The sequence below is a fragment of the Novacetimonas pomaceti genome (assembly GCF_003207955.1).
GTDB lineage: Bacteria > Pseudomonadota > Alphaproteobacteria > Acetobacterales > Acetobacteraceae > Novacetimonas > Novacetimonas pomaceti.
Map to the genome: position 1 here is coordinate 291,356 of NZ_NOXG01000001.1, position 25,399 is coordinate 316,754.

Annotated in this window: 21 protein-coding genes and 1 tRNA gene; 16 read left to right on the top strand and 6 right to left on the bottom strand. The window is 64.6% G+C overall.

Annotated elements, in window-relative coordinates; translation table 11 throughout:
• Window positions 1–36 precede the first annotated feature (36 nt).
• Window positions 37–933 carry an NUDIX hydrolase gene (locus CFR71_RS01385; RefSeq protein WP_110526057.1) on the bottom strand — a complete coding sequence of 299 codons (897 nt, stop codon included), beginning with the start codon at window positions 931–933 and terminating at the stop codon, window positions 37–39.
• 219 nt (window positions 934–1,152) lie between these two features.
• Between CFR71_RS01385 and CFR71_RS01390 the strand changes: the two genes are divergently transcribed.
• The 4 genes from CFR71_RS01390 to fusA all read left to right on the top strand — a co-directional run bounded on the left by CFR71_RS01390 (window position 1,153) and on the right by fusA (window position 6,238).
• A complete protein-coding gene (locus tag CFR71_RS01390) occupies window positions 1,153–2,991 on the top strand; it encodes an ABCB family ABC transporter ATP-binding protein/permease (RefSeq protein WP_110526606.1) in 1,839 nt (612 codons plus the stop codon).
• A 132-nt stretch (window positions 2,992–3,123) separates the two neighbouring features.
• The gene (locus CFR71_RS01395) at window positions 3,124–3,411 is read left to right on the top strand and encodes a hypothetical protein (RefSeq protein ID WP_110526059.1); all 288 of its coding nucleotides are present in this window, start codon (window positions 3,124–3,126) and stop codon (window positions 3,409–3,411) included.
• Window positions 3,412–3,636: 225 nt separating this feature from the next.
• A complete protein-coding gene (gene rpmB, locus CFR71_RS01400; RefSeq protein WP_110526062.1) occupies window positions 3,637–3,939 on the top strand; it encodes a 50S ribosomal protein L28 in 303 nt (100 codons plus the stop codon).
• 211 nt (window positions 3,940–4,150) lie between these two features.
• The gene (gene fusA / locus CFR71_RS01405) at window positions 4,151–6,238 is read left to right on the top strand and encodes an elongation factor G (RefSeq protein WP_110526065.1); all 2,088 of its coding nucleotides are present in this window, start codon (window positions 4,151–4,153) and stop codon (window positions 6,236–6,238) included.
• Window positions 6,239–6,507: 269 nt separating this feature from the next.
• Here fusA and CFR71_RS01410 read toward each other — a convergent pair whose 3' ends face one another.
• Both CFR71_RS01410 and CFR71_RS01415 read right to left on the bottom strand, forming a co-directional pair.
• Complete coding sequence (locus tag CFR71_RS01410) at window positions 6,508–7,374, bottom strand: MBL fold metallo-hydrolase (RefSeq protein WP_239020217.1); 867 nt, start codon at window positions 7,372–7,374, stop codon at window positions 6,508–6,510.
• A complete protein-coding gene (locus CFR71_RS01415) occupies window positions 7,355–10,159 on the bottom strand; it encodes a phosphoenolpyruvate carboxylase (protein ID WP_110526071.1) in 2,805 nt (934 codons plus the stop codon). The genes CFR71_RS01410 and CFR71_RS01415 overlap by 20 nt, the downstream gene beginning before the upstream one ends.
• Window positions 10,160–10,310: 151 nt before the next feature.
• Between CFR71_RS01415 and CFR71_RS01420 the strand changes: the two genes are divergently transcribed.
• The 9 genes from CFR71_RS01420 to CFR71_RS01460 all read left to right on the top strand — a co-directional run bounded on the left by CFR71_RS01420 (window position 10,311) and on the right by CFR71_RS01460 (window position 18,333).
• Window positions 10,311–11,606 carry a DUF445 domain-containing protein gene (locus tag CFR71_RS01420; protein ID WP_110526074.1) on the top strand — a complete coding sequence of 432 codons (1,296 nt, stop codon included), beginning with the start codon at window positions 10,311–10,313 and terminating at the stop codon, window positions 11,604–11,606.
• A gap of 119 nt (window positions 11,607–11,725) precedes the next feature.
• Window positions 11,726–12,184, top strand: a complete 459-nt coding sequence (locus CFR71_RS01425) for an SUF system Fe-S cluster assembly regulator (RefSeq protein WP_110526077.1) — start codon at window positions 11,726–11,728, stop codon at window positions 12,182–12,184.
• Window positions 12,185–12,200: 16 nt separating this feature from the next.
• Entirely contained in the window at window positions 12,201–13,691 is a 1,491-nt protein-coding gene (gene sufB / locus CFR71_RS01430; RefSeq protein WP_110526080.1) for a Fe-S cluster assembly protein SufB, read from the top strand.
• A 15-nt stretch (window positions 13,692–13,706) separates the two neighbouring features.
• Window positions 13,707–14,480, top strand: a complete 774-nt coding sequence (gene sufC, locus CFR71_RS01435; RefSeq protein ID WP_110526083.1) for a Fe-S cluster assembly ATPase SufC — start codon at window positions 13,707–13,709, stop codon at window positions 14,478–14,480.
• On the top strand, window positions 14,477–15,748 hold the full coding sequence (gene sufD / locus CFR71_RS01440; protein WP_110526086.1) for a Fe-S cluster assembly protein SufD: 1,272 nt from the start codon (window positions 14,477–14,479) through the stop codon (window positions 15,746–15,748). The genes sufC and sufD overlap by 4 nt, the downstream gene beginning before the upstream one ends.
• Complete coding sequence (locus CFR71_RS01445) at window positions 15,748–17,004, top strand: aminotransferase class V-fold PLP-dependent enzyme (protein WP_110526088.1); 1,257 nt, start codon at window positions 15,748–15,750, stop codon at window positions 17,002–17,004. Before sufD ends, CFR71_RS01445 begins: the two co-directional genes overlap by 1 nt.
• Window positions 17,005–17,011: 7 nt before the next feature.
• Window positions 17,012–17,440 (top strand): Fe-S cluster assembly sulfur transfer protein SufU, encoded by a 429-nt coding sequence (gene sufU / locus CFR71_RS01450; RefSeq protein ID WP_110526090.1) that lies wholly within the window; start codon window positions 17,012–17,014, stop codon window positions 17,438–17,440.
• A 6-nt stretch (window positions 17,441–17,446) separates the two neighbouring features.
• Complete coding sequence (locus tag CFR71_RS01455; RefSeq protein ID WP_110526093.1) at window positions 17,447–17,914, top strand: SUF system Fe-S cluster assembly protein; 468 nt, start codon at window positions 17,447–17,449, stop codon at window positions 17,912–17,914.
• A 17-nt stretch (window positions 17,915–17,931) separates the two neighbouring features.
• On the top strand, window positions 17,932–18,333 hold the full coding sequence (locus CFR71_RS01460) for a HesB/IscA family protein (RefSeq protein WP_110526096.1): 402 nt from the start codon (window positions 17,932–17,934) through the stop codon (window positions 18,331–18,333).
• Window positions 18,334–18,529: 196 nt separating this feature from the next.
• On the opposite strand, the gene CFR71_RS01465 is transcribed toward CFR71_RS01460, so the two are convergent.
• The 3 genes from CFR71_RS01465 to CFR71_RS01475 all read right to left on the bottom strand — a co-directional run bounded on the left by CFR71_RS01465 (window position 18,530) and on the right by CFR71_RS01475 (window position 22,081).
• Window positions 18,530–19,795 carry a class I SAM-dependent RNA methyltransferase gene (locus CFR71_RS01465; protein WP_110526099.1) on the bottom strand — a complete coding sequence of 422 codons (1,266 nt, stop codon included), beginning with the start codon at window positions 19,793–19,795 and terminating at the stop codon, window positions 18,530–18,532.
• 41 nt (window positions 19,796–19,836) lie between these two features.
• Window positions 19,837–21,417: a DEAD/DEAH box helicase gene (locus CFR71_RS01470; protein WP_110526102.1), complete on the bottom strand. Its 1,581-nt coding sequence runs from the start codon at window positions 21,415–21,417 to the stop codon at window positions 19,837–19,839.
• A gap of 211 nt (window positions 21,418–21,628) precedes the next feature.
• Window positions 21,629–22,081: a CopD family protein gene (locus tag CFR71_RS01475; protein ID WP_110526104.1), complete on the bottom strand. Its 453-nt coding sequence runs from the start codon at window positions 22,079–22,081 to the stop codon at window positions 21,629–21,631.
• A 154-nt stretch (window positions 22,082–22,235) separates the two neighbouring features.
• Between CFR71_RS01475 and CFR71_RS01480 the strand changes: the two genes are divergently transcribed.
• The 3 genes from CFR71_RS01480 to tig all read left to right on the top strand — a co-directional run bounded on the left by CFR71_RS01480 (window position 22,236) and on the right by tig (window position 25,305).
• A complete protein-coding gene (locus CFR71_RS01480; protein WP_110526108.1) occupies window positions 22,236–23,708 on the top strand; it encodes an NAD(P)H-hydrate dehydratase in 1,473 nt (490 codons plus the stop codon).
• Window positions 23,709–23,786: 78 nt separating this feature from the next.
• Window positions 23,787–23,871 (top strand) — tRNA-Leu (locus CFR71_RS01485).
• Window positions 23,872–23,967: 96 nt separating this feature from the next.
• Window positions 23,968–25,305 (top strand): trigger factor, encoded by a 1,338-nt coding sequence (tig, locus tag CFR71_RS01490; protein WP_110526608.1) that lies wholly within the window; start codon window positions 23,968–23,970, stop codon window positions 25,303–25,305.
• The last annotated feature ends 94 nt before the right edge of the window (window positions 25,306–25,399 follow it).

Genomic DNA, 25,399 nt, shown 5'->3' on the forward strand with positions numbered 1-25,399 from the left:
CGCGGAATGGCAATAACGAACTGGCGCGATGGCCGGTCATGTCGCGGGCGCGGACGGTGCTGGTCCGGATGGGGCATGGCCGGACCGGCCGGCGAAGAAACGCCAGCCATCCAGTCCCGCGCGCAGGCGCTGGCCTTCCGCCGTCGCGGGATCGATCAGGCCCGTGCGCAGGAACAGGTCGATCAGGACAAGGTTGACGTTGAACTTGAAGGCATCGGTATCGCGCACCAGCCGGAAGGCTTCGGCCAGCGGGATGAGGGAAAATTCCTCCACCTCCCCGTCGGCGGGGCGGGGGATGAAATCCTCGGGCAGCAGCAGTTCAAAACAGTGCAGGATATCGCGGCGCAGCCCTTCGGGCCGGTCAAGGGCATAACGTATGGTGACCGTGGGCGTTGCGCGCGCCAGCAGGGCAGCGGGCAGGCTGGCCTCCTCCGCCGCTTCCTTGCGCAGGGCCTGCGCCGGGGTATGGCCCGCCGGGATGCCCCCCGCCACAAGGTGATCCAGCTTGCCGGGGTCGAGCCGCTTGCTCATCGAACGGCGCGCGATCCACAGGTGCAGCCCCTCCGCGCGGCGCACGAGGCCATTGAGGTGCACGCCCTGCGCCATCAGCCCGAACAGGGGCAGCGCCCCGCGATCGATGCGCGCGATGGCGGGCCGGTCCACATCCGTTCGGACATCGAACAGTTCGTGGTGAGAGCGATAGACGCCCTCGCGGGCCATCGCCTCGCCAATGGCTTCCAGCCGCGCGGGATCGGTCAGCGTCACGACCCCGCGTTCATGCGTCATGCCGTGGTCCAGCAGGACAGGCAGTAGTTCCGGCGCGACCCAGCCCGCGGGCGCCCCGCCCAGGTGAAAGGCAATCCGCCGGCCGGGCAGGCTGGCGGTGTTGCAGGCGGCGATGTGACGGAAAAAGGGAGTCAGGTCGGGGGACATTGAACCATCATTTCCTGCTGGGACGTTTATTGGTCAGGGTATCTGTTGCTGGGGCATCGTTGCCATAACGGCTGGTCCCGGGGCTGACAATCCTTTGCGCGGCTCGGGACGGCTCGGGGCGGCGCGTGGCGGCCATGACCGTCCGGTACCTGTTTGCCTGACCGGCCCCGGCCGGAAATATGGCTTGCAAATCACGAATGGCATGTCACATCCCAATTCATGACCGTTTCCCGTGCTTCCGACCGCCGTGCCACGGCGACCAGGACTTCCGCCCTGACAACCCTGCGTGCCCTGCTGCCTTACCTGTGGCCGCCGCATGAACCGCGCGTGCGCCTGCGGGTGGCATGCGTCTGCGTGCTGCTCGTTCTGGCCAAGGTCGCGACCATCTGCGTGCCCTATCTCTATAGCAGGGTGATCGACGCCCTGCATCCGGGGCCGTCGGCGGGGATGCTGCCGCTGCTGCTGATCGTGGGATATGGCGGGCTGCGGATGCTGGCGGCCGGGCTGGGGGAACTGCGTGACGCGCTGTTCGCGCCGCTGCGTTTCCGCATCAGCCGCATCGCCGCGATCCGCAGCTTTGAACACATGCACCAGCTTTCCCTGCGCTTTCACCTCAATCGCCAGTCCGGCAGCGTGACCCGTGCCATCGCGCGCGGCACCGAAGCGATCGAGACGCTGCTGCGGGTCGGGGTGTTCAACGTGGTGCCCACCCTGATCGAGGCGCTGATGGTCATCATCGTGATATGGCGGCTGTTTGACTGGCGCTATGCCGCCATCATGCTGGTGGCGGTCGCGGCCTACGTGGTCTTTACGGTGTCGTTCACCTCATGGCGGATCGGCCTGCGCCGCCGCATGAACGAAATCAACAGCGAGGCCAGTTGGAAGGCGCTCGACAGCCTGCTCAATTACGAGACGGTCAAGTATTTCGGCAACGAAGCGCATGAGCGCGACAGGTACGAGGATGCGCAGATCCGTTATGAAAAGGCGGCCATAAGCACGCAGCTTTCGCTCAACGGACTGAATTTCGGGCAGGCCGCGATCATCGCCCTGGCCCTGATCGCGGTCATGCTGATGGCAGCGCACGATGTGGAGGCCGGACGCCTGAGCGTCGGGCATTTCGTGCTGGTCAACACCTACCTGATGCAGCTCTACCTGCCGCTGAATTTCCTTGGCAGCATCTATTCCTCGCTGCGCAACTCCCTGGTGGATCTTGAGCACATGTTCGCGCTGATGGACGAACGCTCCGACGTGGTGGACCGTCCGGGCGCCCGCGTGCTGAAGGCCCGGCTGGATGAGGCCCCGGCCGCCGACGTGCGTTTCCGCCACGTGCGCTTCGGCTATCGCCCCGGGCGCGAAATCCTGCATGACATCAGTTTCCACGTGCGGGCCGGCAGCCGGGTCGCCATCGTCGGGCCGACGGGGGCGGGGAAATCCACCATCAGCCGCCTGCTGTTCCGCTTCTACGATGTCGATGCGGGCGTGATCGAGGTCGATGGCCATGATGTCCGCGACTATTCCCAGGCCGCCCTGCGCGCGGCCATCGGCGTGGTGCCGCAGGACACCATCCTGTTCAACGATACCATCGGCTACAATATCGGCTACGGCCGCCTTGGCGCGACGCAGGCCGAAATCGAGGAGGCGGCGAAGCTTGCGCAGATTCACGATTTCATCATCTCCCTGCCGGAGGGATATGCAACGCGCGTCGGTGAACGGGGACTGAAGCTGTCGGGCGGGGAAAAGCAGCGCGTGGCGATCGCGCGCACCATCCTCAAGAACCCGCGCATCCTGCTGCTGGACGAGGCGACAAGCGCGCTCGACACCCGCACGGAACAGGAAATCCAGTCCGCGCTGCGCACGGTCGCGGCGCACCGGACGACCATCATCATCGCCCACCGCCTCTCCACCGTAATCGACGCGGATGAAATCCTCGTGATGGAAAAGGGCGTGATACGCGAACGCGGGTGCCATCGCGCGCTGCTCGAACTCGGGGGGCTGTATGCCACGATGTGGGCCGCGCAGGCGGAAGAGAACGCAAGGGCGCACGTGGCGCAGGACTGAATGGCGGTCCATGTCCCGCCGCGCGGCCCGTGGCGCTGTTCCGCGCGACGCGTGGACGCCCCTCTGGTCAGCGGCGCACCCAGGGTCCATATGGAAGACACGAACCGATAGCCAGGAGGGAGCTTTCCTGAAATGACGGATACGAAGAATACGCCCCATGACGCGGCGGGCGCGGAACAGGAAGGCGGGATCCCCGCGGAACTGAGCCATTGCGGCGCCGTGGTGGACAAGGCGATCGAATACATGCTGGGTGAAAACCTGCCGCCGGTCGCCATTTCATCCGCCCTGCTGGGCGGTGCGCTGGGCCTGCTGTCGCGGACCATGGGCAAGGAAACCATGCAGGCGATGCTTGAAAACGCGCTGCACAGCGTCCAAGCAGGGGAACTGCATCCCGACCATGACCGTGTCGCCAAGGGCTGACACGCATTTCCGCGGGCGGCCGGCATCGTGGTTCCTCGGGACGTGAGGCCCCGCCCGAATCAGGGGGACAGAGGCTGAAAAACCCTGTTTTCAGACAAAAAACGCCGAATCATGGCATATCCGTCTTGACGGATCGCGGTGGTTTGGCGATAAGCCGCGCCTAATCTAGAAGATCCTTAGCCGGGCATTAGTGCCTCGGCCCCAGTCTTATCCGAGGATGATACTATGTCTCGCCGTTGCCAGATCACGGGCAAAGGCGTGCTGACCGGAAACAACGTCAGCCACGCCAACAACAAGTCCCGCCGCCGTTTCCTCCCGAACCTGCAGGAAACCTCGCTCCTGTCCGACATCCTGGGAGCGCCGGTGCGCCTGCGCCTGAGCACCAACGGGATCCGCACGGTCGAGCATAACGGCGGACTGGACGCGTTCCTGCTGTCCACGCCCAATCGGAAGCTGACGCCCGAGGCGATGACCGTCAAGCGCCGCATCCTGCGTGTGCAGGGCCGCAAGGCCGCCGCCGCAGCCTGATTTAGGGCGCGCATGACCCGCATTCCCGCACCGTTCGTGGCGGGAATGCGGGTCGTGGCGTAAAGCCTGGCCACGTCAGGTTCATTATTCCGTCGTGCCGGTCTGCATCGTCCAGCCCTTGCGGCCAGGGGCGGGAGCAGCTCACGGTCCCGGCAGGCGCGAAGGGAATGCAGTCCCGTTCGCGCCCACGTTGTCTTGTGGAGGTTCTCCCGTGTCCGACAAGTCTGATCTGTCCCTGATTCGCAATATCGGTATTACCGCGCATATCGACGCCGGTAAGACCACGACGACCGAGCGTATCCTTTATTATACCGGTGTGTCGCACAAGATCGGTGAAGTCCATGAGGGCAACACCACCACCGACTACATGGCGCAGGAGCGTGAGCGCGGCATCACCATCACGTCCGCCGCCGTGACATGCGAATGGGAAGGCCATCGCATCAACATCATCGACACCCCGGGCCACATTGACTTCAACATCGAGGTCAACCGCTCGCTGCGCGTGCTCGATGGCGCGGTGTTCATCATCGAGGGCGTCGCCGGCGTACAGCCGCAGTCGGAAACCAACTGGCGTCTGGCCGACCGCTATAACGTCCCGCGCATCATCTTCATCAACAAGCTCGACCGTACCGGCGCCGATTTCTATCACGCGTTCGACACGCTGAAGGAAAAGCTGGATATCGTCGCGATTCCGCTTCAGCTGCCGATCGGCACGGAAGAGAATTTCGTCGGTGTCGTCGACCTGATCGAGATGAAGGCCATCGTCTGGGAAGGCGGCGAGCTGGGCGCGAAGTTCCATGACGAGGAAATCCCCGCCGACCTGCTGGAAAAGGCGAAGGAAGCCCGCCAGAACCTGCTCGACACCGCGCTGGCCGTCGATGACGCCGCGATGGAAGAATATTTCGACAAGGGTGACGTCGATGTCGCGACGCTGAAGCGCTGCATCAAGAAGGGCACCATCTCGGGCGAATTCCGTCCCGTCCTGTGCGGCACGGCATTCAAGAACAAGGGCGTTCAGCCGCTGCTGGACGCGGTCATCGACTTCCTGCCCGCGCCTGACGACGTGGAAGGCATCCGCATCGCGCCGCCGGAAGACGAGGAAGTTGACGAAAACAAGCTGCCGATCATCCCGGTCGATCCCGACGGGAAGTTCGCTGGCCTGGCGTTCAAGATCATCAACGACAAGTACGGCACGCTGACCTTCGTGCGCGTCTATCGTGGCGTCCTGCGGACCGGCGACACCGTCCTGAACACCACGAAGGGCCACAAGGAACGTATCGGCCGCATCTTCCAGATGCACGCCGACAAGCGTGAGGAGCTCAAGGAAGTCCATGCCGGTGACATCGCGGCGTTCGTGGGCCTGAAGGACACCCAGACGGGTGATACGCTGGCCGATCCCGCCGATCCGGTGGTTCTGGAACGCATGACCTTCCCGGTTCCCGTCATCGACATCTCCGTCGAGCCCAAGACGAAGGACGCGGTGGAGAAGATGACGCTGGCGCTGCAGAAGCTGTCGGGCGAAGATCCCTCGCTGCGCCTGAAGACCGATCAGGAAACCGGCCAGACGATCCTGTCGGGCATGGGCGAACTGCATCTGGATATCATCATCGACCGCCTGCGCCGCGAATATGGCGTGGATGCGAACATCGGCGCGCCGCAGGTTGCGTATCGCGAGACGATCACGCAGGCACACACCGAAACCTATACCCACAAGAAGCAGTCGGGTGGTTCGGGTCAGTTCGCCGAAGTGAAGATCGAGTTCGCGCCGGTCGAGCGTAACGAGGGCATCTCCTTCGAGAACAAGGTCGTCGGTGGCGCCGTGCCGAAGGAATATATCCCGGCGGTTGACAAGGGCATCGTGGCGCAGGCCACGACCGGCGTCCTCGCGGGCTTCCCGACGGTGGACTTCAAGTTCACGCTGCTCGACGGCAAGTACCATGACGTCGACTCGTCCGCGCTGGCGTTCGAAATCGCGGCGAAGGCCTGCTTCCGTGAAGGCATGAAGAAGGCCGGTCCGGTCATCCTCGAGCCGATCATGGACGTGGAAATCACCACCCCGAACGATCATGTCGGTGACGTGGTGGGTGACCTGAACCGTCGTCGTGGCATGATCCAGAACCAGGAAAGCTCGGGCTCGACCGTCATGGTCCGCGCTCAGGTGCCGCTGAAGGAAATGTTCGGCTACATCTCGCACCTGCGTTCGATGACGAAGGGTCGTGCCTCCTTCACGATGCAGTTCCATCACTACGATCCGGTGCCGCGCAACGTGGCCGAGGAAATCATGTCCAAGTCCGCCTGATAAAGGCGAGCAACGACATACGGGAATGGGCCGGCTCCTTCGGGGGCCGGCCTTTTTCGTTTGGGCGGATGGAAATGCGTGCCGGACCGGCCTGTTGCGGCGTATCCGCCGGGAAGATGCTGTCCAGAGATGGTCTGAAAACAGCGCATTGATAAAAAGGAGTAAAAGTTTTTGGGTGCCGCCTTTTTTCAAAAAGTCGGCGTCTTTCAAAGCTTTTTGGAAAAAAGCTTCACCAAAAACTTCTTTTTTAAAGGCAGTCTTTCGCGAGATCAGGCCGGGACCGCGGCCCAGCTGTCGCCGTTCTGGATGGCGCGTCCGTCATCGCGCAGTTTTTCAAGATGCGCCCGCAGGTTGAGCGTCGCCGCCCGTCGCAGGCCGGGGCGAAGCCGGAAATAGGCGGCATCGACGATCTGTTCCACCGTGCGCGGCTGTGGCCGCAGCAGGGCGGCGATGCTTTCGTGGCGCGCCAGACGATGTTCCATCAGTCCGCGCATGCAGGTTTCGGGATGTTCGATGGCCGGGCCATGGGCGGACAGCAGCAGGCGCGGGCCACGCCCGATCAGCCGCTCCATGCTGTCGAGGAACAGCTGCACCGATCCATGCGGGGCAGGGGGGACCAGGGTCGTGGACCAGCCCATGACATGATCGCCGGTGAAGATGACGCCATCCCCGGTTTCAAGGCAGATATGATCCGTGGCATGGCCGGGCGTGTACAACACCCGCAGTCCCGCGACCTCGTCCAGGTCATGCAGGCCCACATCGGGGGAAAAGGCGGGTTCGGCGCTGCTGTGCCAGGCATGTATCGGCGCACCGCTGCGTTGCGACAGGGGGCGCGCGCCATCCAGATGGTCGTGATGGGTGTGGGTCAGGATGATATGGGTCAGCCTGCGTCCGTTCAGCGCGCGCTCCACCGCGTCCAGATGCGCCGCGTCCGTGACGCCGGGATCAATGACGGCGGCGCCGCCGTCATGGTCCACGATCCACGTATTGGTGCCGTTTCCCGTCATGGGGCCGGGATTGTTGGCGACAACGCGGCGTATGCCCGCAGTGACGGGAAGCGCCTGTCCATAGGGGGGCGGCGCCTCGACGACGCGCCAGTCATGGCGGGACATGGGATTAGCCGAACGCCCCGACATGGTGCATCACGCCCGTGCTGATTTCACGCACCAGCGCGAACAGGCGCTGCATGGGTTCGAATATTTCCGTATATTCGCGGGTATAGGCGCCTTCATCGCGCGGGCCGTGCGGTTCATGGAAATCCAGGTCGAAGCTGCGATCGGCGCGATAGGGGAAAATCTGTTCCAGTTCCTTGAGGGCGCCGGGAATTTCCAGGCACAGGACCTTGGCCGTCAGCACGTCGCGGGTAAAGGCGTTGCGGGGCGCGAAATAGGGGATTTTCGTCGACAGCATCCATATCTGCTCGATCACCGCGATGCGGATGGCGTGCAGCAGCATCTCGTCCGCCTCCATCCGTGGGGCATTGGGCCATGCATTGCGTAACGCCAGATGATCGGACTGGATCCGGCGGAACATGGATTGCGTGCTGGCCCAGAAATCCAGCCGCTCCAGCCCGTGCATCAGCGTCAGGCATGCCTCCTGACGTTTCGGGTCCTGCTGCGACGTGGCGCGCTGCAGCCACATGTCCGGATCCAGCAGCCGTATCACCCCGCGCAGGACGCCGTCACAGGAATGGGCCAGCGCATGGGCCGCGAAATCCAGCGCCCGGCGGAAACGCGGACTGTCGTTGAGGTAGCGTTCGAACGTGTCGGGATGGCGGGTCGCCGCCGTCCCCAGCCCCTGAAGCGTATTGGCGCACCATGCCAGCTGCTGGAGGATGGCATTGTTGGGAATGGCGCGCAGCTGGCTGGGATGGCGGATGCGCGTGGTGATGGCTGCGGCATCGCTCTGCCGGGCGGAGGGACGCGATCCCGTCTTGTCGATCAGGGACGGCCCGAACGCGCCAAGCAGCGCGGCATAGCCGGGATCTTCCACCAGTCCCGTCATGCCGCGCGCGATGGTGGAAAAGAAATCGGCCGAAAAGTCCGGCTCGTCATAAACCGGGTCCTCGTCGATGGAGGTCGGGGCGAAAGCATGTTCCGCGATCACGCTGACCGTCGCATCGGCCAGTGGCTGCGTCCCGAACAGCAGGTAGCCATCGCCCCCCTGGAACGCCGTTTCCTCCCGCAGGCGGATGCCCGCCTGAAGGAAGCGCATGCGCGCGTGCGGCGGGGAGAGGTAGTCGAAACGTTCGGCAAGGCTATAGGGATGCGCGCCGCGCCCGATGCTTTCCCCATGCGTGTCGAACAGGATCACCTCCACGAAGGCAAGGTCCCACTGCCGCAGCAGGTCGCAGATCTTCAGCCGCAGGCGTTCGATCAGGTAGGTCGCGGCCAGCTGCCCCACGTAACGCCCCGAATCGGAAAAGCCGAACTGCAGGCTCAGCTTGCGCGTGCGCTGCAGGTAGGCCCGCCAGTGCGGGGAGCGCAGGGCCTCCTCGATGACATGCTCGCCCTTTTCCAAAGCCTCCTGCGTTTCGAACAGGGGGGAGATCTCGATCATGTCCTCCACCCCCAGCAGGCGCGCCAGCCACAGCGCGGTCAGCAGGGTGTATCCGGTTTCCGTCTCCGCGATCAGGAAGCGGATGGGGGTGGTGCGGTCGATGTGATGCAGGATCTGGCGCACCGTCATCATCAGCCGTCCCGCCGTCGACTGTTCCACCAGCAGGGAACCGAAATCGATGTCGATGGGCTGCGTCGTGCCCAGCGCCTCGTCAATCTGGGCGATCAGGGCGCGGCGCTGCACATGGATGTCGGGATTGTCGGTGATGCCAAGCCGCTGGCGCGCGACGTTATGCAGCTGCGTCGAATTGAGGCGGACATGCGTGTGCGCGGCCGACAGGCCATGCGCCATGAACCCCGCGCGCGCGATGGACAGCGTCATCTTGTCATCGGGAAGTGCCGCGTCGATGGCTTCCCCAAAGGCGGGAAGCAGTTCGTTGCTGCTGGTCAGGGCCTCATCGCGCCGGCCGATCAGGATGCCGGCGAAATCCGCGACCGCCTGCGGGTCAGGGCTGTCGGGGCAGGCCGCGATCTGTGCCTCCACCGCTTCGGCCGCGCGCGTCACGCGCTCCAGCAGGTCGTTCACGGGGGGCGAGGTGACGGATGCTATCTGCCCGCGCAGGCGCGTCAGCTGCATGTGCTTCATGCGCAGCCGCAGCCGCAGCGTGTCCCACCATCCGATATCCGTGCGGCCGTCCGTGTCGTATCCGACCCAGCTTGTCATGATGACCGGGCGCGGGATCAGCGTCACCCACAGCTGCGGCCAGTGGGTCCGTGCCTCGGTCAGGAGGATGCGCGTCAGGCGGTCCAGCGCGTTGCGCCCGCGCAGGATGGCCTGTGTCGCGAGGGTGAATTCCTCGTCCAATGTGGGCGGCGCGGCGCGGCGGTGCGTCAGGAAGGCGGGGATGTCGGCGGGGGGCTGTTGCGGATTGTGCGTCGCCATGTCGGCAAGGCATTCGTAGACCGGGTTCGCCAGCGCGAAGGTCGGATGGGCGGTAAACACGGCGGCAAAGCGGCTGCGTTCGGTCGCGGCGCGGAACCGGGCGATGGGAACGGGGCTGTCATTGGGGTCCGGTTGCACGATTCGCCGCGCCACGTCGCGCATCCGCCCCTCGATCACGGCGTCATCCACCCCCCCGACATAGGCGGCGATGTGGCAGGCGCGATGGCCAAAGGCACGGTCGCGCAGCTGGCGCACCCATTCCTCCAGCGCGTCGATCGACAGCACGCCCCTGTCGATCTGCTGTCCGATGCTGCGTGCCAGCATCATGACGGGGTTGTCCGAAAGGGCCGGGATCGCCACCAGCTCCCTGGCCTGCTGCTGCAGCATGTCTGTCGCATGAGGGGCAGAGGCCTGAGACATAATGAGGTCCTGTCGTGAAAATTGCATAATGTATTAGCGTCCCATGTTCGACACGGCTTCGCAATCGCCACGCGGTTGTGTTCACGTCTATTTGGACGATCCCCTGCCCGGCACCTTGGGGATGGAGACACACAATGGTATCAAAAGGTTCATGAACAACATTCCACAGGCCGACAGGGATGCGTGGCGCGTCCTGCAACGTTACAAATGGTCGGCGACAGGGCTGTTGATCGGCATGGCCGGCCTGACGGTGGCGGGCTATGCCCTTCCGGCGTCGGGGGTGATGGCCGATCACGCGTGGCTCGACGTCCTGCGGTCGGGGGCGAAGGCGGGGGTGGTCGGGGGACTTGCGGACTGGTTCGCGGTCACCGCCCTGTTCCGCCGTCCCATGGGACTGCCCATCCCGCATACCGCCATCCTGCCGGCGCAGCAGGAACGCCTGGCCCAGGCGCTGGGGCGGTTCGTCTCCACCAATGTCTTTACCGAAAAGGACGTGGCGGCGGCGATGCAGCGCATCGACCTGCCCAGCGTGATCGGGGACATCCTGCAGGACCCCGAAACGGTGGCGACCGTAAACCGCGCGGTCATCGGCGCGGTGCCCCATGTCCTTGACCGGCTGGAGGACGGGCGGGCCAGCAACGCGATCTCGCGCCTGATCCCCAGCCTGCTGGGGGGGGAGGAAATCGCCCCGATCGTGATCCGCAGCATGCGCGCGCTGGTCGACGGCGACCGCCATCAGGAGGTCCTGTCCTTCCTGCTGCTGCGCCTCAAGGAAGGGCTGAAATCCAAGGAGCAGTCGCTGCGCCAGATGATCGAGGAGCGGGTGCGCGAACAGGGGGGGCGCCTGCTGGGATGGGCGATCGGCGGTTCCATCGCGACGAAGGTCCTGACCGCGGCGAGCGAGGAGCTCGATCGCATCGACCCGCAGAACTCCGACCTGCGCGAGGGGTTCACCACCTGGGTCCGTTCGGAGATCGACCGGATCGAGCAGGACCCGCAACGCCGGCGGGAACTGACGGGCACGATCATGGGCGTCCTGTCGCATGACAGCATCCGGGGATGGAGCGGCGACGTCTGGCACCGCCTGCGCCGGGTCATAGAAACCGATGTCGCGCGCGGAGAGGAGGGCTGGACCGCCTCCATCGTGCGCGACGCGCTGCACCGCCTGGCGGAACAGATGTACCACGATCCCCAGATGCGCCAGCGCGTGACCGGCACGGCCCAGCGCATGGTCAATGGCAGCCTGCCGTTCCTGCGTGACAGCATGTCACGTTTTATTGCTTCGGTTGTGGCGGGGTGGGACGCAAACGCCCTCAGCGACCGGCTGGAACTGCGCGTTGGGCGCGATCTGCAGTATGTACGCTTTAACGGAACGCTGGTCGGGTTTCTGGCCGGATGCGGCCTGTCCGTGTTACTACAACTGATATTCGGCACCGGCATCGGATAGGAAACGCATCATGGCGTGGCAAATGAACTTGACGAACCGCGATGGGTGCCTCATCTGGAACTGAGTAAATCAGTACCAGTCTGGTCCATTTATGGACCGTGCCGGTACGGGGGAGCAGAATGCTGAAACTTTCAAAGCTGACCGATTATGCCGTCGTGGCGCTGGTCCGTCTTGGACAGAAAGAGGAAGTCACGACCTCGCCCGTGCTGTCGCGTTCCACCGGCATTCCCGAACCGACCATCGCCAAGGTCCTGAAGGTGTTGGCCGCGCAGGGGATCGTCATTTCGCAGCGTGGTGCGCGGGGGGGATACCGTCTTGCCCGGCCGCTGGACAAGATATCGGTCGCGGCCGTTATACAGGCGATCGACGGGCCGATCTCGCTTACGACATGCGTGGATGGCGGCGAATGCGACGCGCGTTCGACATGCGGGCTGGTGGGGCAGTGGGACGCGGTCAACAGCGCCATCCTGGGCGCCCTGTCGGCCATTTCCCTGTCCGACATGCAGAACCATACCGTGACACCCCGGCGGGACCCCGGTTCCCCGTCCGCGGCCCTCGGCCCCCTGGCCACGGCCTGAAGGAGGAGTTGAAGACATGCCAGCAGTTGCCGAGACCCGCAAGACCGTCGAGACGCTGGGCCAGAACACCTACAAATGGGGGTTCGAGACCGATATCGAGATGGATATCGCCCCCAAGGGCCTGAATGAAGACATCATCCGGCTGATTTCCACCCGCAAGAACGAGCCGGAATGGATGCTGCAATGGCGGCTGAAGGCCTATCATTCATGGCTGGAAATGCGTGAGCCGACATGGGCGAAGGTCCATCACCCACCCATCGATTACCAGGACGTGCATTACTACGCCGCGCCGAAGAAGAAGCCGGGCCCGAAATCGCTGGAGGAGGTCGACCCCGAACTCCTGCGTACGTACGAAAAGCTGGGCATCCCGCTGCATGAACAGGCCCTGCTGGCTGGCGTGGAGATCCCGGAAGGGGAGGAAGCCCGCCCGCCGGTGGCGGTTGACGCGGTGTTCGACAGCGTGTCGGTCGCGACGACCTTCCGCAAGACCCTGTCCGAGGCCGGCGTGATCTTCTGCCCCATTTCGGAGGCCGTGCAGGAACATCCCGAACTGGTGCGCAAGTATCTCGGCTCCGTCGTGCCGGTGACCGACAATTTCTATGCCGCGCTGAACGCCGCCGTCTTTACCGACGGGTCGTTCGTGTACGTGCCGAAGGGCGTGCGCTGCCCGATGGAGCTTTCGACCTATTTCCGCATCAATGCCCGCAATACCGGACAGTTCGAGCGCACCCTGATCGTGGTGGAGGACGGGGCATCCGTTTCCTATCTGGAGGGCTGCACCGCGCCGATGCGTGACGAGAACCAGCTCCATGCCGCCGTGGTCGAACTGGTGGCGATGGAGGATGCGTCGATCAAGTATTCCACGGTCCAGAACTGGTATCCGGGGGATGAGAACGGACGCGGTGGCATCTACAACTTTGTCACCAAGCGCGGGGCATGCCGTGGCGCGCGGTCCAAGATTTCGTGGACGCAGGTGGAAACCGGCTCCGCCATCACATGGAAATACCCCTCGTGCATCCTGCAGGGCGAAGGCTCGGTCGGGGAGTTCTATTCCGTGGCGGTGACGAACAACCACCAGCAGGCGGACACGGGCACGAAGATGATCCATATCGGGCGCAACACGCGTTCGACGATCATCGCCAAGACCATCAGCGCGGGACAGTCCGACAGCACCTATCGCGGGCTGGTGCGCATGATGCCCAAGGCATCGGGCGGGCGTAACTTCACGCAGTGCGACAGCCTGCTGATCGGTGACCGGTGCGGGGCGCATACCGTGCCCTATATCGAAAGCCGCAACATGTCCGCCAGCATCGAACATGAAGCGACCACATCCAAGATTTCCGAGGACCAGCTGTTTTACTGCCGCCAGCGCGGCCTGTCGGAAGAAGATGCCGTTGGCCTGATCGTCAACGGATTCTGCAAGGATGTGCTCAAGGAACTGCCGATGGAATTCGCGGTGGAAGCGCAGAAGCTTCTGCAGATCAGCCTTGAAGGCAGCGTCGGTTGAACAGGGATTAGAGACGTGAGTAACGAATTTGTAAGGATCGACGGCCTGTGCGCCCGCATTTCGGACGCCGGGACGCCCAAGGAAATCCTGCGCGGTGTCGATCTGGAAATCCCCGCGGGCGAAGTCCATGCCATCATGGGCCCCAACGGATCGGGCAAGTCGACGCTGTCCTACGTGCTTGCCGGGCGTGACGATTACGAGGTCACGGGTGGCAGCGCGTCCTTCAAGGGGCAGGACCTGCTGGCGCTGGAGCCGGAGGAGCGCGCGGCCCTTGGCCTGTTCCTTGCCTTCCAGTCGCCGGTCGAACTGCCGGGGGTGAACAACGCCAACTTCCTGCGCACCGCCGTCAACGCCGTGCGCCGCGCCCGCGGGCAGGAGGAGCTTGACGCGGTCGGCTTCCTCAAGGCCGTGCGCAAGGAGACGAAGCACCTGTCCATGTCCGACGACATGCTCAAGCGCAACGTCAATGTCGGCTTTTCGGGCGGCGAGAAGAAGCGCAACGAGGTGCTGCAGATGCGCATGCTCCAGCCGTCGTTCGCCATCCTTGACGAAACCGACAGCGGGCTGGACATCGACGCCCTGCGCATCGTGGCCGAAGGGGTCAATTCCCTGCGTTCGCCCGATTTTTCCGCGCTGGTCATCACGCATCACCAGCGCCTGCTGGACTATATCGTGCCGGACCGCATCCATGTGATGGCAAAGGGACGCATCATCCACAGCGGCGGCCCCGAGCTGGCACGCGAACTGGAGGCCCAGGGTTACGCCAAGTTCCTGGCGGAGGCGGCGTGAACGCCATCGCACCGGTCGGGATCAGCGCGGCAGCCTTCCTTGGCCGGGGGAAGCACGATACGCCCGAACGCCGTGCCGCGGCGGACTTCCTGACGCAGGCGGGCCTGCCCCGCGCGGGGGTGGAGGCATGGAAATATACCTCCCTGCGCGCGCTGGCGGACGTGCCTTACGCCACGCCGCCCGCGCAGGTGGACGCGGCGGAGGTCGCGCGCCTGCTGGCGATGGTGGAAACCGTCTCCGGACTGGGGGACGGGGCGGGGCGCGTCGTCCTTGTCAACGGGCGTTTCGACGCGGCGCTGTCGCGCCTGCCCGATGGCGTGCGGGTCGGGACCTTCGCGGCGGATCCCGTCTTCGCCGACTGGATCGATCCGCGTGGCGATGTCGGCACCGCGCTCAATACCCTGATGGCCGAGGATGGCGTCAGCCTGCATGTGGACGCGGGCGTGGATGCGGGGACGATGCTGCTGGTCAGCATTGGCGCAAGCCACGATGATGCACCCATCTCGTTCCATCCGCGCCATCGCATGACGCTGGCCCATGGTGCCCGCCTTGCGGTGCTGGAGGCCACGGTCGGCACCGGCAATTACCTGCATAATCCCGTGTTCGAGGTTGATGTGGCCGACAGCGCGCACCTGACCCATGCCCGCCTGCAGGCGGAAGGGGAAAAGGCGTCGCAGATCGCGGTGACCCATGCGCGGGTGGCCTCGAGCGGCCTGTACGACAGTTTCAACCTGACGCTTGGCGCGGTGCTGAGCCGCCATGAGGTCCATGCCGCCCTGACGGGCGAACGTGCCTGCGTGCATGTCAACGGGGCGCAGCTGCTCGACGGGCGCCAGCATGGCGACCTGAGCAGCGTCATCACCCATGCGGCGCCGGGCTGCGTGTCGCGCCAGACGGTCAAGAACGTGCTGGCGGGCCATGCGCGCGGGGTGTTCCAGGGCAAGATCCATGTCGAACGCATTGCGCAGCAGACCGATGGCTACCAGATGAATCAGGCGCTTCTGCTGTCGGATACGGCGGAAATCGACGCCAAGCCCGAACTTGAGATCTATGCCGATGACGTCAAGTGCAGCCACGGCGCCACGGTTGGGGCGATCGACCCCGATCAGCTTTTCTATCTGCGCAGTCGCGGCATCGCGCTGGCGGATGCACGTTCGATGCTGATCCGTGCCTTCCTGCATGATGTGGTGCATCTGCTGGAGGATACGCGACTGCGCGACAGTCTCGACCTTGCTGTCGAGGCATGGTGGAACCAGAGGAACGCGTAATGGACAAGACCCTCGTGCAGACACGGACGGTGGATGCGGCCGAGGCCCTGCGGCATCTCCGCGCCGATTTCCCGATCCTGTCGCAGCAGGTGCATGGCAAGCCGCTCGTCTTCCTCGACAGCGCGGCGTCGGCGCAGAAACCGCGACAGGTCATCGACACGATGGCCGACACGATGCGCACCCAGTACGCCAACATCCATCGCGGCCTGTACTGGATGAGCGAACGCACGACCGAGGCGTACGAGGCGGTGCGCGATCAGGTCGCGGCCTTCATCAATGCCGCCGGGCGCGAGGAAATCGTCTTTACCCGCAACAGCACGGAGGCCATCAACCTCGTCGCGCACTCCTACGGTTCGCTGCTGAAACCGGGGCAGGCCGTCGTGATTTCCGAAATGGAACATCACGCCAACCTCGTGCCGTGGCAGATGCTGCGTGACCGCGCCGGGATCGAACTGCGCGTCGCCGCCGTGACCGACAGTGGCGAACTGGACATGGACTCGCTTGCCGGCCTGCTGGCGGACGGGAATGTCGCGCTGGTGGCGATCACCCACATGTCCAATGTCCTGGGCACCATCACCGATGCCCGCGCCATCGCGGACATGGCGCATGCGGCCGGCGCGCGGGTGCTGTTTGACGGCAGCCAGCTTGCGGTGCACCGCCGGGTGGACGTGCAGGCGCTGGGGGCGGATTTCTATGTCGTGACCGGGCACAAGCTGTACGGCCCGACGGGGGTCGGGTTCCTGTGGGCGCGGCGGGACATCCTGGAACAGATGCCGCCGTTCATGGGCGGGGGGGACATGATTTCCTCCGTCTCCTTCGAACGTTCCACATGGGCGCCTGTCCCGCACAAGTTCGAGGCCGGGACCCCCGCGATCGTGGAGGTCATCGGCCTGGGTGCGGCCCTGACCTATATCGAATCCATCGGCTTTGACGCGATCGGCGCGCATGAGGCGGCGCTGACGGAACATGCGCTGGCGCGGCTGACGCAGGTGCCCGGCCTGAACCTTGTGGGGACCGCGCGTGATAGGGGCGGGGTGATTTCCTTTACGATGGATGATGTCCATCCCCACGATATCGCGACCCTGCTGGACCGTAATGGCATCGCGGTGCGGGCGGGACATCACTGTGCCGAGCCACTGATGCGCCGCCTGGGGCTGAGTGCGACGGCACGGGCGAGCTTCGGGATCTACACTACGCGTGAGGAAATAGATTTCCTTGCGCAGACCCTTGAACAGATTCGTAAGTTCTTTGTGTAAGAACGCGATGGAGCAGGGGGATCTTTATCGTCGTCTTGTGGTGGAGCGCGCGCGCGATCCCCTGTTCGCGGGACAGGTCGCGGATGCGCAGGCGCAGGGCGAGGGGACGAATCCCCTGTGTGGCGACCGGGTGCGGCTGACGGCGTCCATGACGCCTGCGGGTCATATCGACAGCATCCGCCATGAAACCCGTGGATGCGCGATCTGCGCGGCGTCGGCGGACCTGATGGCGGAACATGTCGCCGGATATGACGCGCAGCAGGTGGCGGCCCTGTCCGAGGTGTTCGAAAGGATGCTGAAGACCGGGGAACCCGAAGCCGGGACAGGCGAACTGGCGGTTTTCGCGCCCCTGCACCAGCATCGTTCGCGCATCCGTTGCGCAACGCTGCCGTGGACCGCGCTGAGTGCGATGCTGAATGATTTGAAAGACAGGTAAAGCGTCATGGAAGTGAAATCCGACGATACGCGACCCGCATCCGGGCGGGAGGGGGCAGTGGAAAAGGCCTCCTTTTCCCTTGAGGACGGACATGCCGCCGCCCCGGAAGGAGAGGCCCTTTCGGTCTGGACCCCCGATGGCGCGCAGCCTACGGCGCCCGCGGGCGAGGGCATCGTGTCCGAAGATGCGGTGATCGAGGCCATCGCGACTGTCTATGATCCGGAAATTCCGGTTAACATCTATGAACTCGGGCTGATTTACGCGATCGACCTGCATGATGATGGCAGCGTCAAGATTGAAATGACGCTGACCGCCCCCAACTGTCCCAGTGCGCAGGAACTTCCCGCGCAGGTGAAGGAAGCCGTGGAAAAGATCGACACGGTGACCTCGGCCACCGTCGAAATCGTGTGGGAGCCGCCATGGGACATGTCGCGCATGAGCGAGGATGCCCGCCTGACCCTGAACATGTTCTGACCCGCAGGGATATAGTGATGACAACCAATACCAATGCCCCATCCCCCGTCGCCAGCCCCGCTTCGGGCGCGCCGCCGACCCGGCGCGAACTGCCGCCCCTGATGACGCTGACGGATCGTGCTGCGAAACGTCTGGCGGAACTTTACGCCAGCGCCCATGCGGGACAGCTGCTGCGGATCGCCATTTCGACAAAGGGCTGTTCGGGCCATGCCTACGACATGACCTTCGTGAACGAGGCGGGGCCGGGCGACGAAGTCATCAAGGATCATGGCCTTACCCTGCTGGTGGACCGCAAGGCGACGCTGTTCCTGATCGGTTCCGTCATGGATTATGAGGTCAGGCAGCTTGAATCCGGCTTTACCTTTTCAAATCCCAATGAAAAGGGCCGCTGTGGCTGTGGCGAAAGCTTTCACGTCTGATCCGCGCCAGAAGGTCATTCCAGCGGGAGACTGTCTGGAAAGACAGTCTCAACAATACCCTGAAATTTTAAGAGTTTTTGGTGAAGCTTTTTCCAAAAAGCTTCGCAAGACGTCGCCTTCCTGAAAAAAAGCGACAGCCGGAAACCTGTATTATTCTTCATCGGAAGGGTGTTTTTCAAACACCCCCAGGGAAACTTCAGCGCCGTCGCGACGGGGGCGGTCGCGTGAACAGGCAGACGCTTTCAACCTCGGTTGACCACAGGAACTGGTCGATGACCGTCAGGCGCTCCAGCCGGTATCCCGCCTGCCGCAGGGCCGCCGCGTCACGGCGCAGCGCCGTGGGATTGCAGCTGACATAAATGACACGAAGCGGCTTGCCATCGGTGATCTGCGCAAGCTGCGCGCCAGCCCCCGCGTGGGGCGGATCCAGCACCACCGCGCCCGCTTTCGCCAGCACGTTCGCCATCACTGGCTGCCGGTTCAGGTCCCGGTGGAACGCCTGCACCCGCGTGCCGCCGCATGCCTGGCGGAGGCAGTTGAACGCCGCCGCGTCCCCTTCATGGGCCATGACCCGCCCCCGCGTCGCAAGCGCGAAGGAAAGCGTGCCGCAACCGGCATAAAGTTCGATGATGTCGCCCTTGATCCGCTTTTCAGGCAGGGATTGCAGGACGGCCTGCCTGATGGCGTCTTCCCCCGCCCGGCTGGGCTGCAGGAACGCGCCGGGGGGCGGGGCCGTGCGCACGCCGGAAAATTCGTGCCATACGGTCGCGGTCTGCGCCACGGTTTCCGGCACGTCGTGGGAGGCGGCCGGACGGTAGGAAATGCGCGGGATACGCTGTTCGCCGGCAAAGTGGGCGAGGATACGGCGATCATCGGTACCGGGCGGCCCGTCCGTCGCCAGCAGCAGGTCCGGCCCGCTGTCGAGCATGTTGATCTGGAGGTCGCCCCCGCGTCGCACCGCCGGCAGGGAATGCAGCATCTGCCGCAGGGGGGGGAGCAGCGCGAACAGCGCGGGTTCCAGCACATGACATTCCGTCATGTCCACGACATCGCCACGTCTGCGGTGCAGCCCCAGCGCGATGCCCTGATCCACGCGACGGAAGGCAAGGTCCACGCGCCGCCGCGTCCGGGGAAGGGCCTGCCACGGCGTCACGGCCGGAACATCGGCGTAGCCTGCGGCCTGGAGGGCGCGGGTCACGATATCCACCTTCCACCGCAGCGACAGCGGCAGGGACATGTACTGCACCGAACATCCCCCGCAACGCCCGAACAGGGCGCAGGCGGGATCGACCCGATCGGGCGAGGGGGTGATGATTTCCTCCAGCCGTGCCTGGCTGCCCCCGGCGGGAAGGACCCGGACATCCTCACCCGGCAGCGCGCCGGGGACGAAAAGCGTCCCGCCATCGGACAGGCGCGCAAGGCCATGCCCTTCTGCGCCAAGGGCGTCGATATGAACCTGCATGATTTCAGACACGGGCAAAGTCTTTCGGGTCGGCCTGAGGATCAGTCCGACCGGTTTTCATCCTCGGCCGAGGGAGTGACGGGCGCCAGCCGACGCGGCAGCAGCATGAAGGCCGGGATGTCCCCGCCAAAGCCCGTCTGCGGGCCTTCCTTGGCGGGATGCTCTTCGCGCGGGGGGACCGCGGCCTTGCGCGGCGGCGTGGTCTTGCGCGATTCGGTGGGGCGCGATTCCGTAGGGCGCGATTCTGCGGGCCGCGATTCGGCGGATGCCTTGCGCGGGGCTGGCGCGGCAGTGCGCTCTGCCGACTTGCCCGCGCGCTTGCGGCCACGGGGACGGGGTTCGTCGGACCATTCGGCCTGATCGATTCCCTTGACCTCCAGCCGTTCTATCGGCTTGCCGGTCAGCTTCTCGATCGCTTCGGCCAGTGCCTGCTCATAGGGGGTGGCAAGGCTGTAGGCATGGCCGGTACGTCCTGCGCGCCCTGTCCGGCCGATGCGATGGACATAATCCTCCGCATGGAATGGCAGGTCGAAATTGAAGACATGCGACAGGCCGCCGATATCAATGCCGCGCGCCGCGATGTCGGAACAGACCAGCAGCTTCAGCTCGCCCGACTTGAAGGCTTCGAGCGTGGAAAACCGGACCGACTGCGGCAGGTCGCCATGCAGCGCGCCTGCGGAAAAGCCGTGCTTGACCAAGGATTTGCACAGGATATCGACGTCACGCTTGCGATTGCAGAAAATGATGGCGTTCTGCATGTCGCTGTCGCGCAGCAGCTTGCGCAGGGCGCGGCGCTTGTCGTCTTCCTCGACGATCACCAGCCCCGTCTCGATGGTCGAGGCGACGGAGGAGGGGCGGCTGACGGTGATTTCCTTGGGATTATGCAGGAACATGTCCGCCAGGCGGCGGATCTCCGGCGCCATCGTGGCGGAGAAAAAGAGCGTCTGGCGCAGCGGCGACAGCATGCCCACGATCTTCTCGATATCGGGGATGAACCCCATGTCGAGCATGCGGTCCGCCTCGTCGATGACCAGCAGCTTCGTCTGCGTCAGCAGCAGGCCGCCGCGTTCGAACAGGTCGATCAGGCGTCCCGGAGTCGCGATCAGGACGTCGACGCCGCGATTGAGTACCTCTTTCTGCTCGGCCATGCTTTCGCCGCCGATCAGCAGCGCGTGGTTCAGCTTGAGGTATTTGCCATAATTGACGAAATTTTCCGCGACCTGCAGGGCGAGTTCCCGCGTCGGCTCCAGGATGAGCGAACGCGGCATGCGCGCGCGGGCGCGTGATCCCGACAGGATCTCCAGCATCGGCAGGGTGAACGACGCGGTCTTGCCCGTGCCGGTCTGCGCCACGCCAAGGACGTCGCGGCCCATCAGCACATAGGGGATCGCCTGCGCCTGGATGGGCGTCGGGTGACGGTATCCCATCTCGTCGATCGCCTTCTGGATCGGCGCGGAAAGGCCCAGTTCGGAAAACAGGGGCTGTGGCGCGTCTTCCGTTTCCGGCGGGGTAACGATTTCAATATCGGAGATCGGCATGATTTCGCCTGCCGTCGCGGCAGCGCGCTGTCCCGCCTTGGCGGAACCGGCCCGGGCGGATGCTGTGTTCTTTTTGGCGCTCAAAATTCTCTCGAACGTGTCAGTGGTGAGGTCCCGTCCGGATTGCTACCATACCGCCTATCAGGTTACCGCGCCTGATCGCCTGCAGCAACGCAGGGGCCTGTGGACCAAAGGCGAATCCCTCGATTCCACACGCCTCCTGCCTATCTGCATCCCGTATGAAAATCAAGGATGCCTGTGAGGGCATGCATCAATCACAGGCATTTTCATGCGTTCAGAAAGGATGCGCAAGCGACGCCGCCACGATTGTCACAACACCCAGCCCGATATTCATCAGGATCTGCGCGCGGATCGAATCGAAGATGGACGGCTGGGGACGCAGCGCCCGACGGGCCTTCTGGTAGGGGCCGAAATAGATCCGCGCGAAAACAAGCGCCATCACAAGGCCGAGAAGCTGCATCAGGTTGATCTGCCACCCCACGGTGGCAAAGCCCCCTTCGTGGAAGATCATGAGCCAGCCGGTCACCAGCACCATCGGCATGCTGTGCCACACGATCCGGAAGAAACGGTTGAGCGTCTGCAGGTGGACCGACGCGCGCTGCGTCGGGTCAAGCAGGCTGAGACTCGGCCTGAGGACAAAAACGGCATACATCATGCCGCCCACCCATGCGGCCATGCCAATCAGGTGAACGGCGAGCACAAGGCTCCAGAGCGGGGAGTGGGACATGACGCCTCCGGTTCTTGGAAAACGATGGGATGGGCGAATGCGCCGTCAGCATGGCGCCCGCCAGTAAAAGGATGGTGGGTTGTTTCCCGATTCTCCATCCATAATGCAAGATATTGCATGCCATTGGCCGTGTTTTGGCAAAGGAGATCCGATCATGAACGATGCCGAATGTCAGCTGCTCCTCCCCGATCCGCACCAGATGGGACAGATTGACGCCCTTGCCGCGCGGCAGGTCCCGATTCGCACGTTGATGGAAAATGCGGGCCGGGCGGTGGCGCGCGCCGTGCGTCGCCACATGCGGCCCTGTCGCGTCGTGGTCCTGTGCGGGCCGGGCAATAACGGCGGCGATGGCTATGTCGCCGCCCGCAGGCTGGCGGAGGCGGGATGGGCCGTCAGCGTCGCGTCCCTTGCCCCGCCGCGCCCGGGCGGGGACGCGGCCGACGTCGCGGCCCTGTGGACGGGGCCGCGCGTGCCGTTCACGGCGGAAGAGGTCTCGCGTTACGACCTGGTGATCGACGCGGTCTTCGGCGCGGGGCTGTCGCGCCCGGTCGGGGAGGACGTGGCCGCCGTCCTGCGCGCGGGCCGCCGGATCGTGGCCATCGACATGCCGACAGGGGTGGATGGGGCCACCGGGTCCGTATGGGGACATGCCGTGCCGGCGGAACTGACGGTGACGTTCTGCCGTCTCAAGCCGGGGCACCTGCTGCTGCCGGGGCGCGAGCTGTGCGGTCGTAGCGAACTGGCGGATATCGGGATCCCCGAAAGCGTGATCGCGCCGGCGCAGGTGCGGACATGGCGCAATGCGCCCGGCCTGTGGCAGGTGCCGCATTGCGGGGTGGAAAGCTATAAATACAGTCGCGGGGTCGTCAGCATCTGTGGCGGCGGGCAGATGCCCGGCGCGGCCCGCCTGTCGGCCGCGGGCGCGCGTGGCAGCGGCGCGGGGCTGGTGCGGCTGGCGGCAGGACCGGCGGCAGATCTGTACCGCATGCAGGCCCCGGCGGGGCTGATCGTCGATTCCGCGCCGCTGGAGGACCTGCTGCATGACGCGCGTCGCAAGGTCTGGGTCTGTGGTCCTGGCCTGACGGTGGACGAGGTCGCCGCCACGTTTTCCACCCTTGTGGCGGCGGGGCGGCAGGTCGTGGCCGATGCCGGGGCATTTTCCATGGCGGCGGGGCAGCCCGACCGCCTGCGCGGGGCGACGGTGATTACGCCCCATGCCGGAGAGTTCGCACGCGTGTTCGGCCATCCCGGCGCGGACCGGCCGGCTGCCGCGCGGCAGGCGGCGGTCCGGACCGGCGCGGTCGTGGTGATGAAGGGGCCGGACACCATCATCGCCTCGCCCGACGGGCGCGTCGCCATCAACGACCATGCCACGCCCGCGCTGGGCACGGCGGGGTCGGGCGATACGCTGACCGGCATTGTCGGCGCCATGCTGGCGGCCGGGATGCCCCCGTGGGAAGGGGCCTGCGCGGCCGTGTGGCTGCATGGGGAGGCCGCGATGCATGCCGGCCCGTGGCCCATAGCGGAGCAGTTCGACCTGCATCTGGGCGCGGCCCGCGCGAAGGCCGAGGCGCTGGGCAGGAAGGCGCCGGGCAAGGAAATGCCGGACGGAAAAATGCGGGCATGACAGGGCGGCGTTGCGGTTCACGTCTTGCCCCGATGGCTACTCTGCGCTAAAGCCGCGCGCTTGTAGCTTGGGCAATGTGCGGGCGTGGTGGAATTGGTAGACACGCCAGATTTAGGTTCTGGTGACGCAAGTCGTGGGGGTTCAAGTCCCTTCGCCCGTACCATAAAACCCGGCAATTCGCGTTATGCGAGCAGACGTGGTGGCCCAACCGGCCTCTTGCGTTCTTTGATACGTTCTGACCGAGAGGATGGCCTGGCAGATGCAGGTTACTGAAACGCTTTCCGATGGCCTGAAGCGCGGGTTTACCGTCACGGTTCCGGCGCAGGAAATTGAAAGCAAGCGCAGCGCGCGCCTGAAAGAAGTTGGACAGTCCATGAAGCTGCCGGGGTTCCGTCCCGGCAAGGTGCCGCTGAGCATCGTCAAGCAGCGTTTCGGGACCGAAGTCCAGGGAGAGATCCTGGAGCAGGTCGTCGGCGACGCGACGCGCAAGCTTCTGGACGAGCGCGGGCTGCGCCCGGCGATGCAGCCGAAGGTTGACATCGTCTCCGGCGGGGAACCCGACAGCAAGTCCGACCTTGAATTCAAGGTCGAGTTCGAGGTGCTGCCGGAAATCCCGGTGCCTGACCTGTCGAGCCTGTCGCTGACGCGGCTGAAATCCGCGGTCAACGCGGAGACGGTGGACAAGGCGCTGAAGGAAATCGCCGGCCGCCAGCGTGAGTTCGAGACCATCACCGAAGACCGCCCCGCCGCAAAGGGCGACGTCCTGACGGTGGATTTCGTGGGCAAGATCGATGGCGTCGCCTTTGACGGCGGTTCCGCCGACGACGTGAACGTGGAAATCGGCGGCGCCGGCTTCATCCCCGGCTTTGCCGAGCAGCTCGAGGGCATGAAGGCCGGTGACGAAAAGGTGATCACCGTCACGTTCCCCGCCGATTACCAGGCCGAGAACCTTGCGGGCAAGGAAGCCACCTTCGACATCAAGGCCAAGGCGCTGAAGCGTCCGGTCGAAGCCAAGATCGATGACGAACTGGCCAAGAAGCTCGGCTTCGAGGGGCTGGATCAGGTGCGCGAGCTGATCACCAAGCAGGTCGAGCAGGAATACGAGCAGCTGTCACGCCTGCGCCTGAAGCGCGACCTTCTGGACCAGTTGGCCGAGAAGACCGCGTTCGAGGCGCCCCCGGGCATGGTGGACGCGGAGTTCGCCCAGATCTGGAACCGCATCGAGGAAGACCGCAAGGCCGGTCGCCTTGATGACGAGGACAAGGACAAGGACGAGGAAACGCTGCGCGCGGATTATCGCAAGATCGCCGAACGCCGCGTGAAGCTGGGGCTGCTGCTGGCTGAAATCGGACGCGTCAACAACATCACCGTCACCCAGGACGAGATGCTGCAGGCCATCCGCGCCGAAGCCATGCGCTATCCCGGGCAGGAACAGGCCGTGTTTGAATTTTTCGGGAAGAACCCGCAGGCCGCCGACAGCCTGCGTGGCCCGATCTTTGAAAACAAGGTCATCGACTATATCGTCGAGCTTGCGAAGGTCGAAGACAAGGAAGTCACGCCCGAGGAACTGGCGGAAATGCCGGAAGCCACCGTCTGAGGGCACGATTCCGGGCCTTGACGCACAACCGGGTGGGGTGCGGGAACTTCCGCGGGTTTCCGTGCCTTCCCCGTTCGTCGTGACCGGGCCAGAC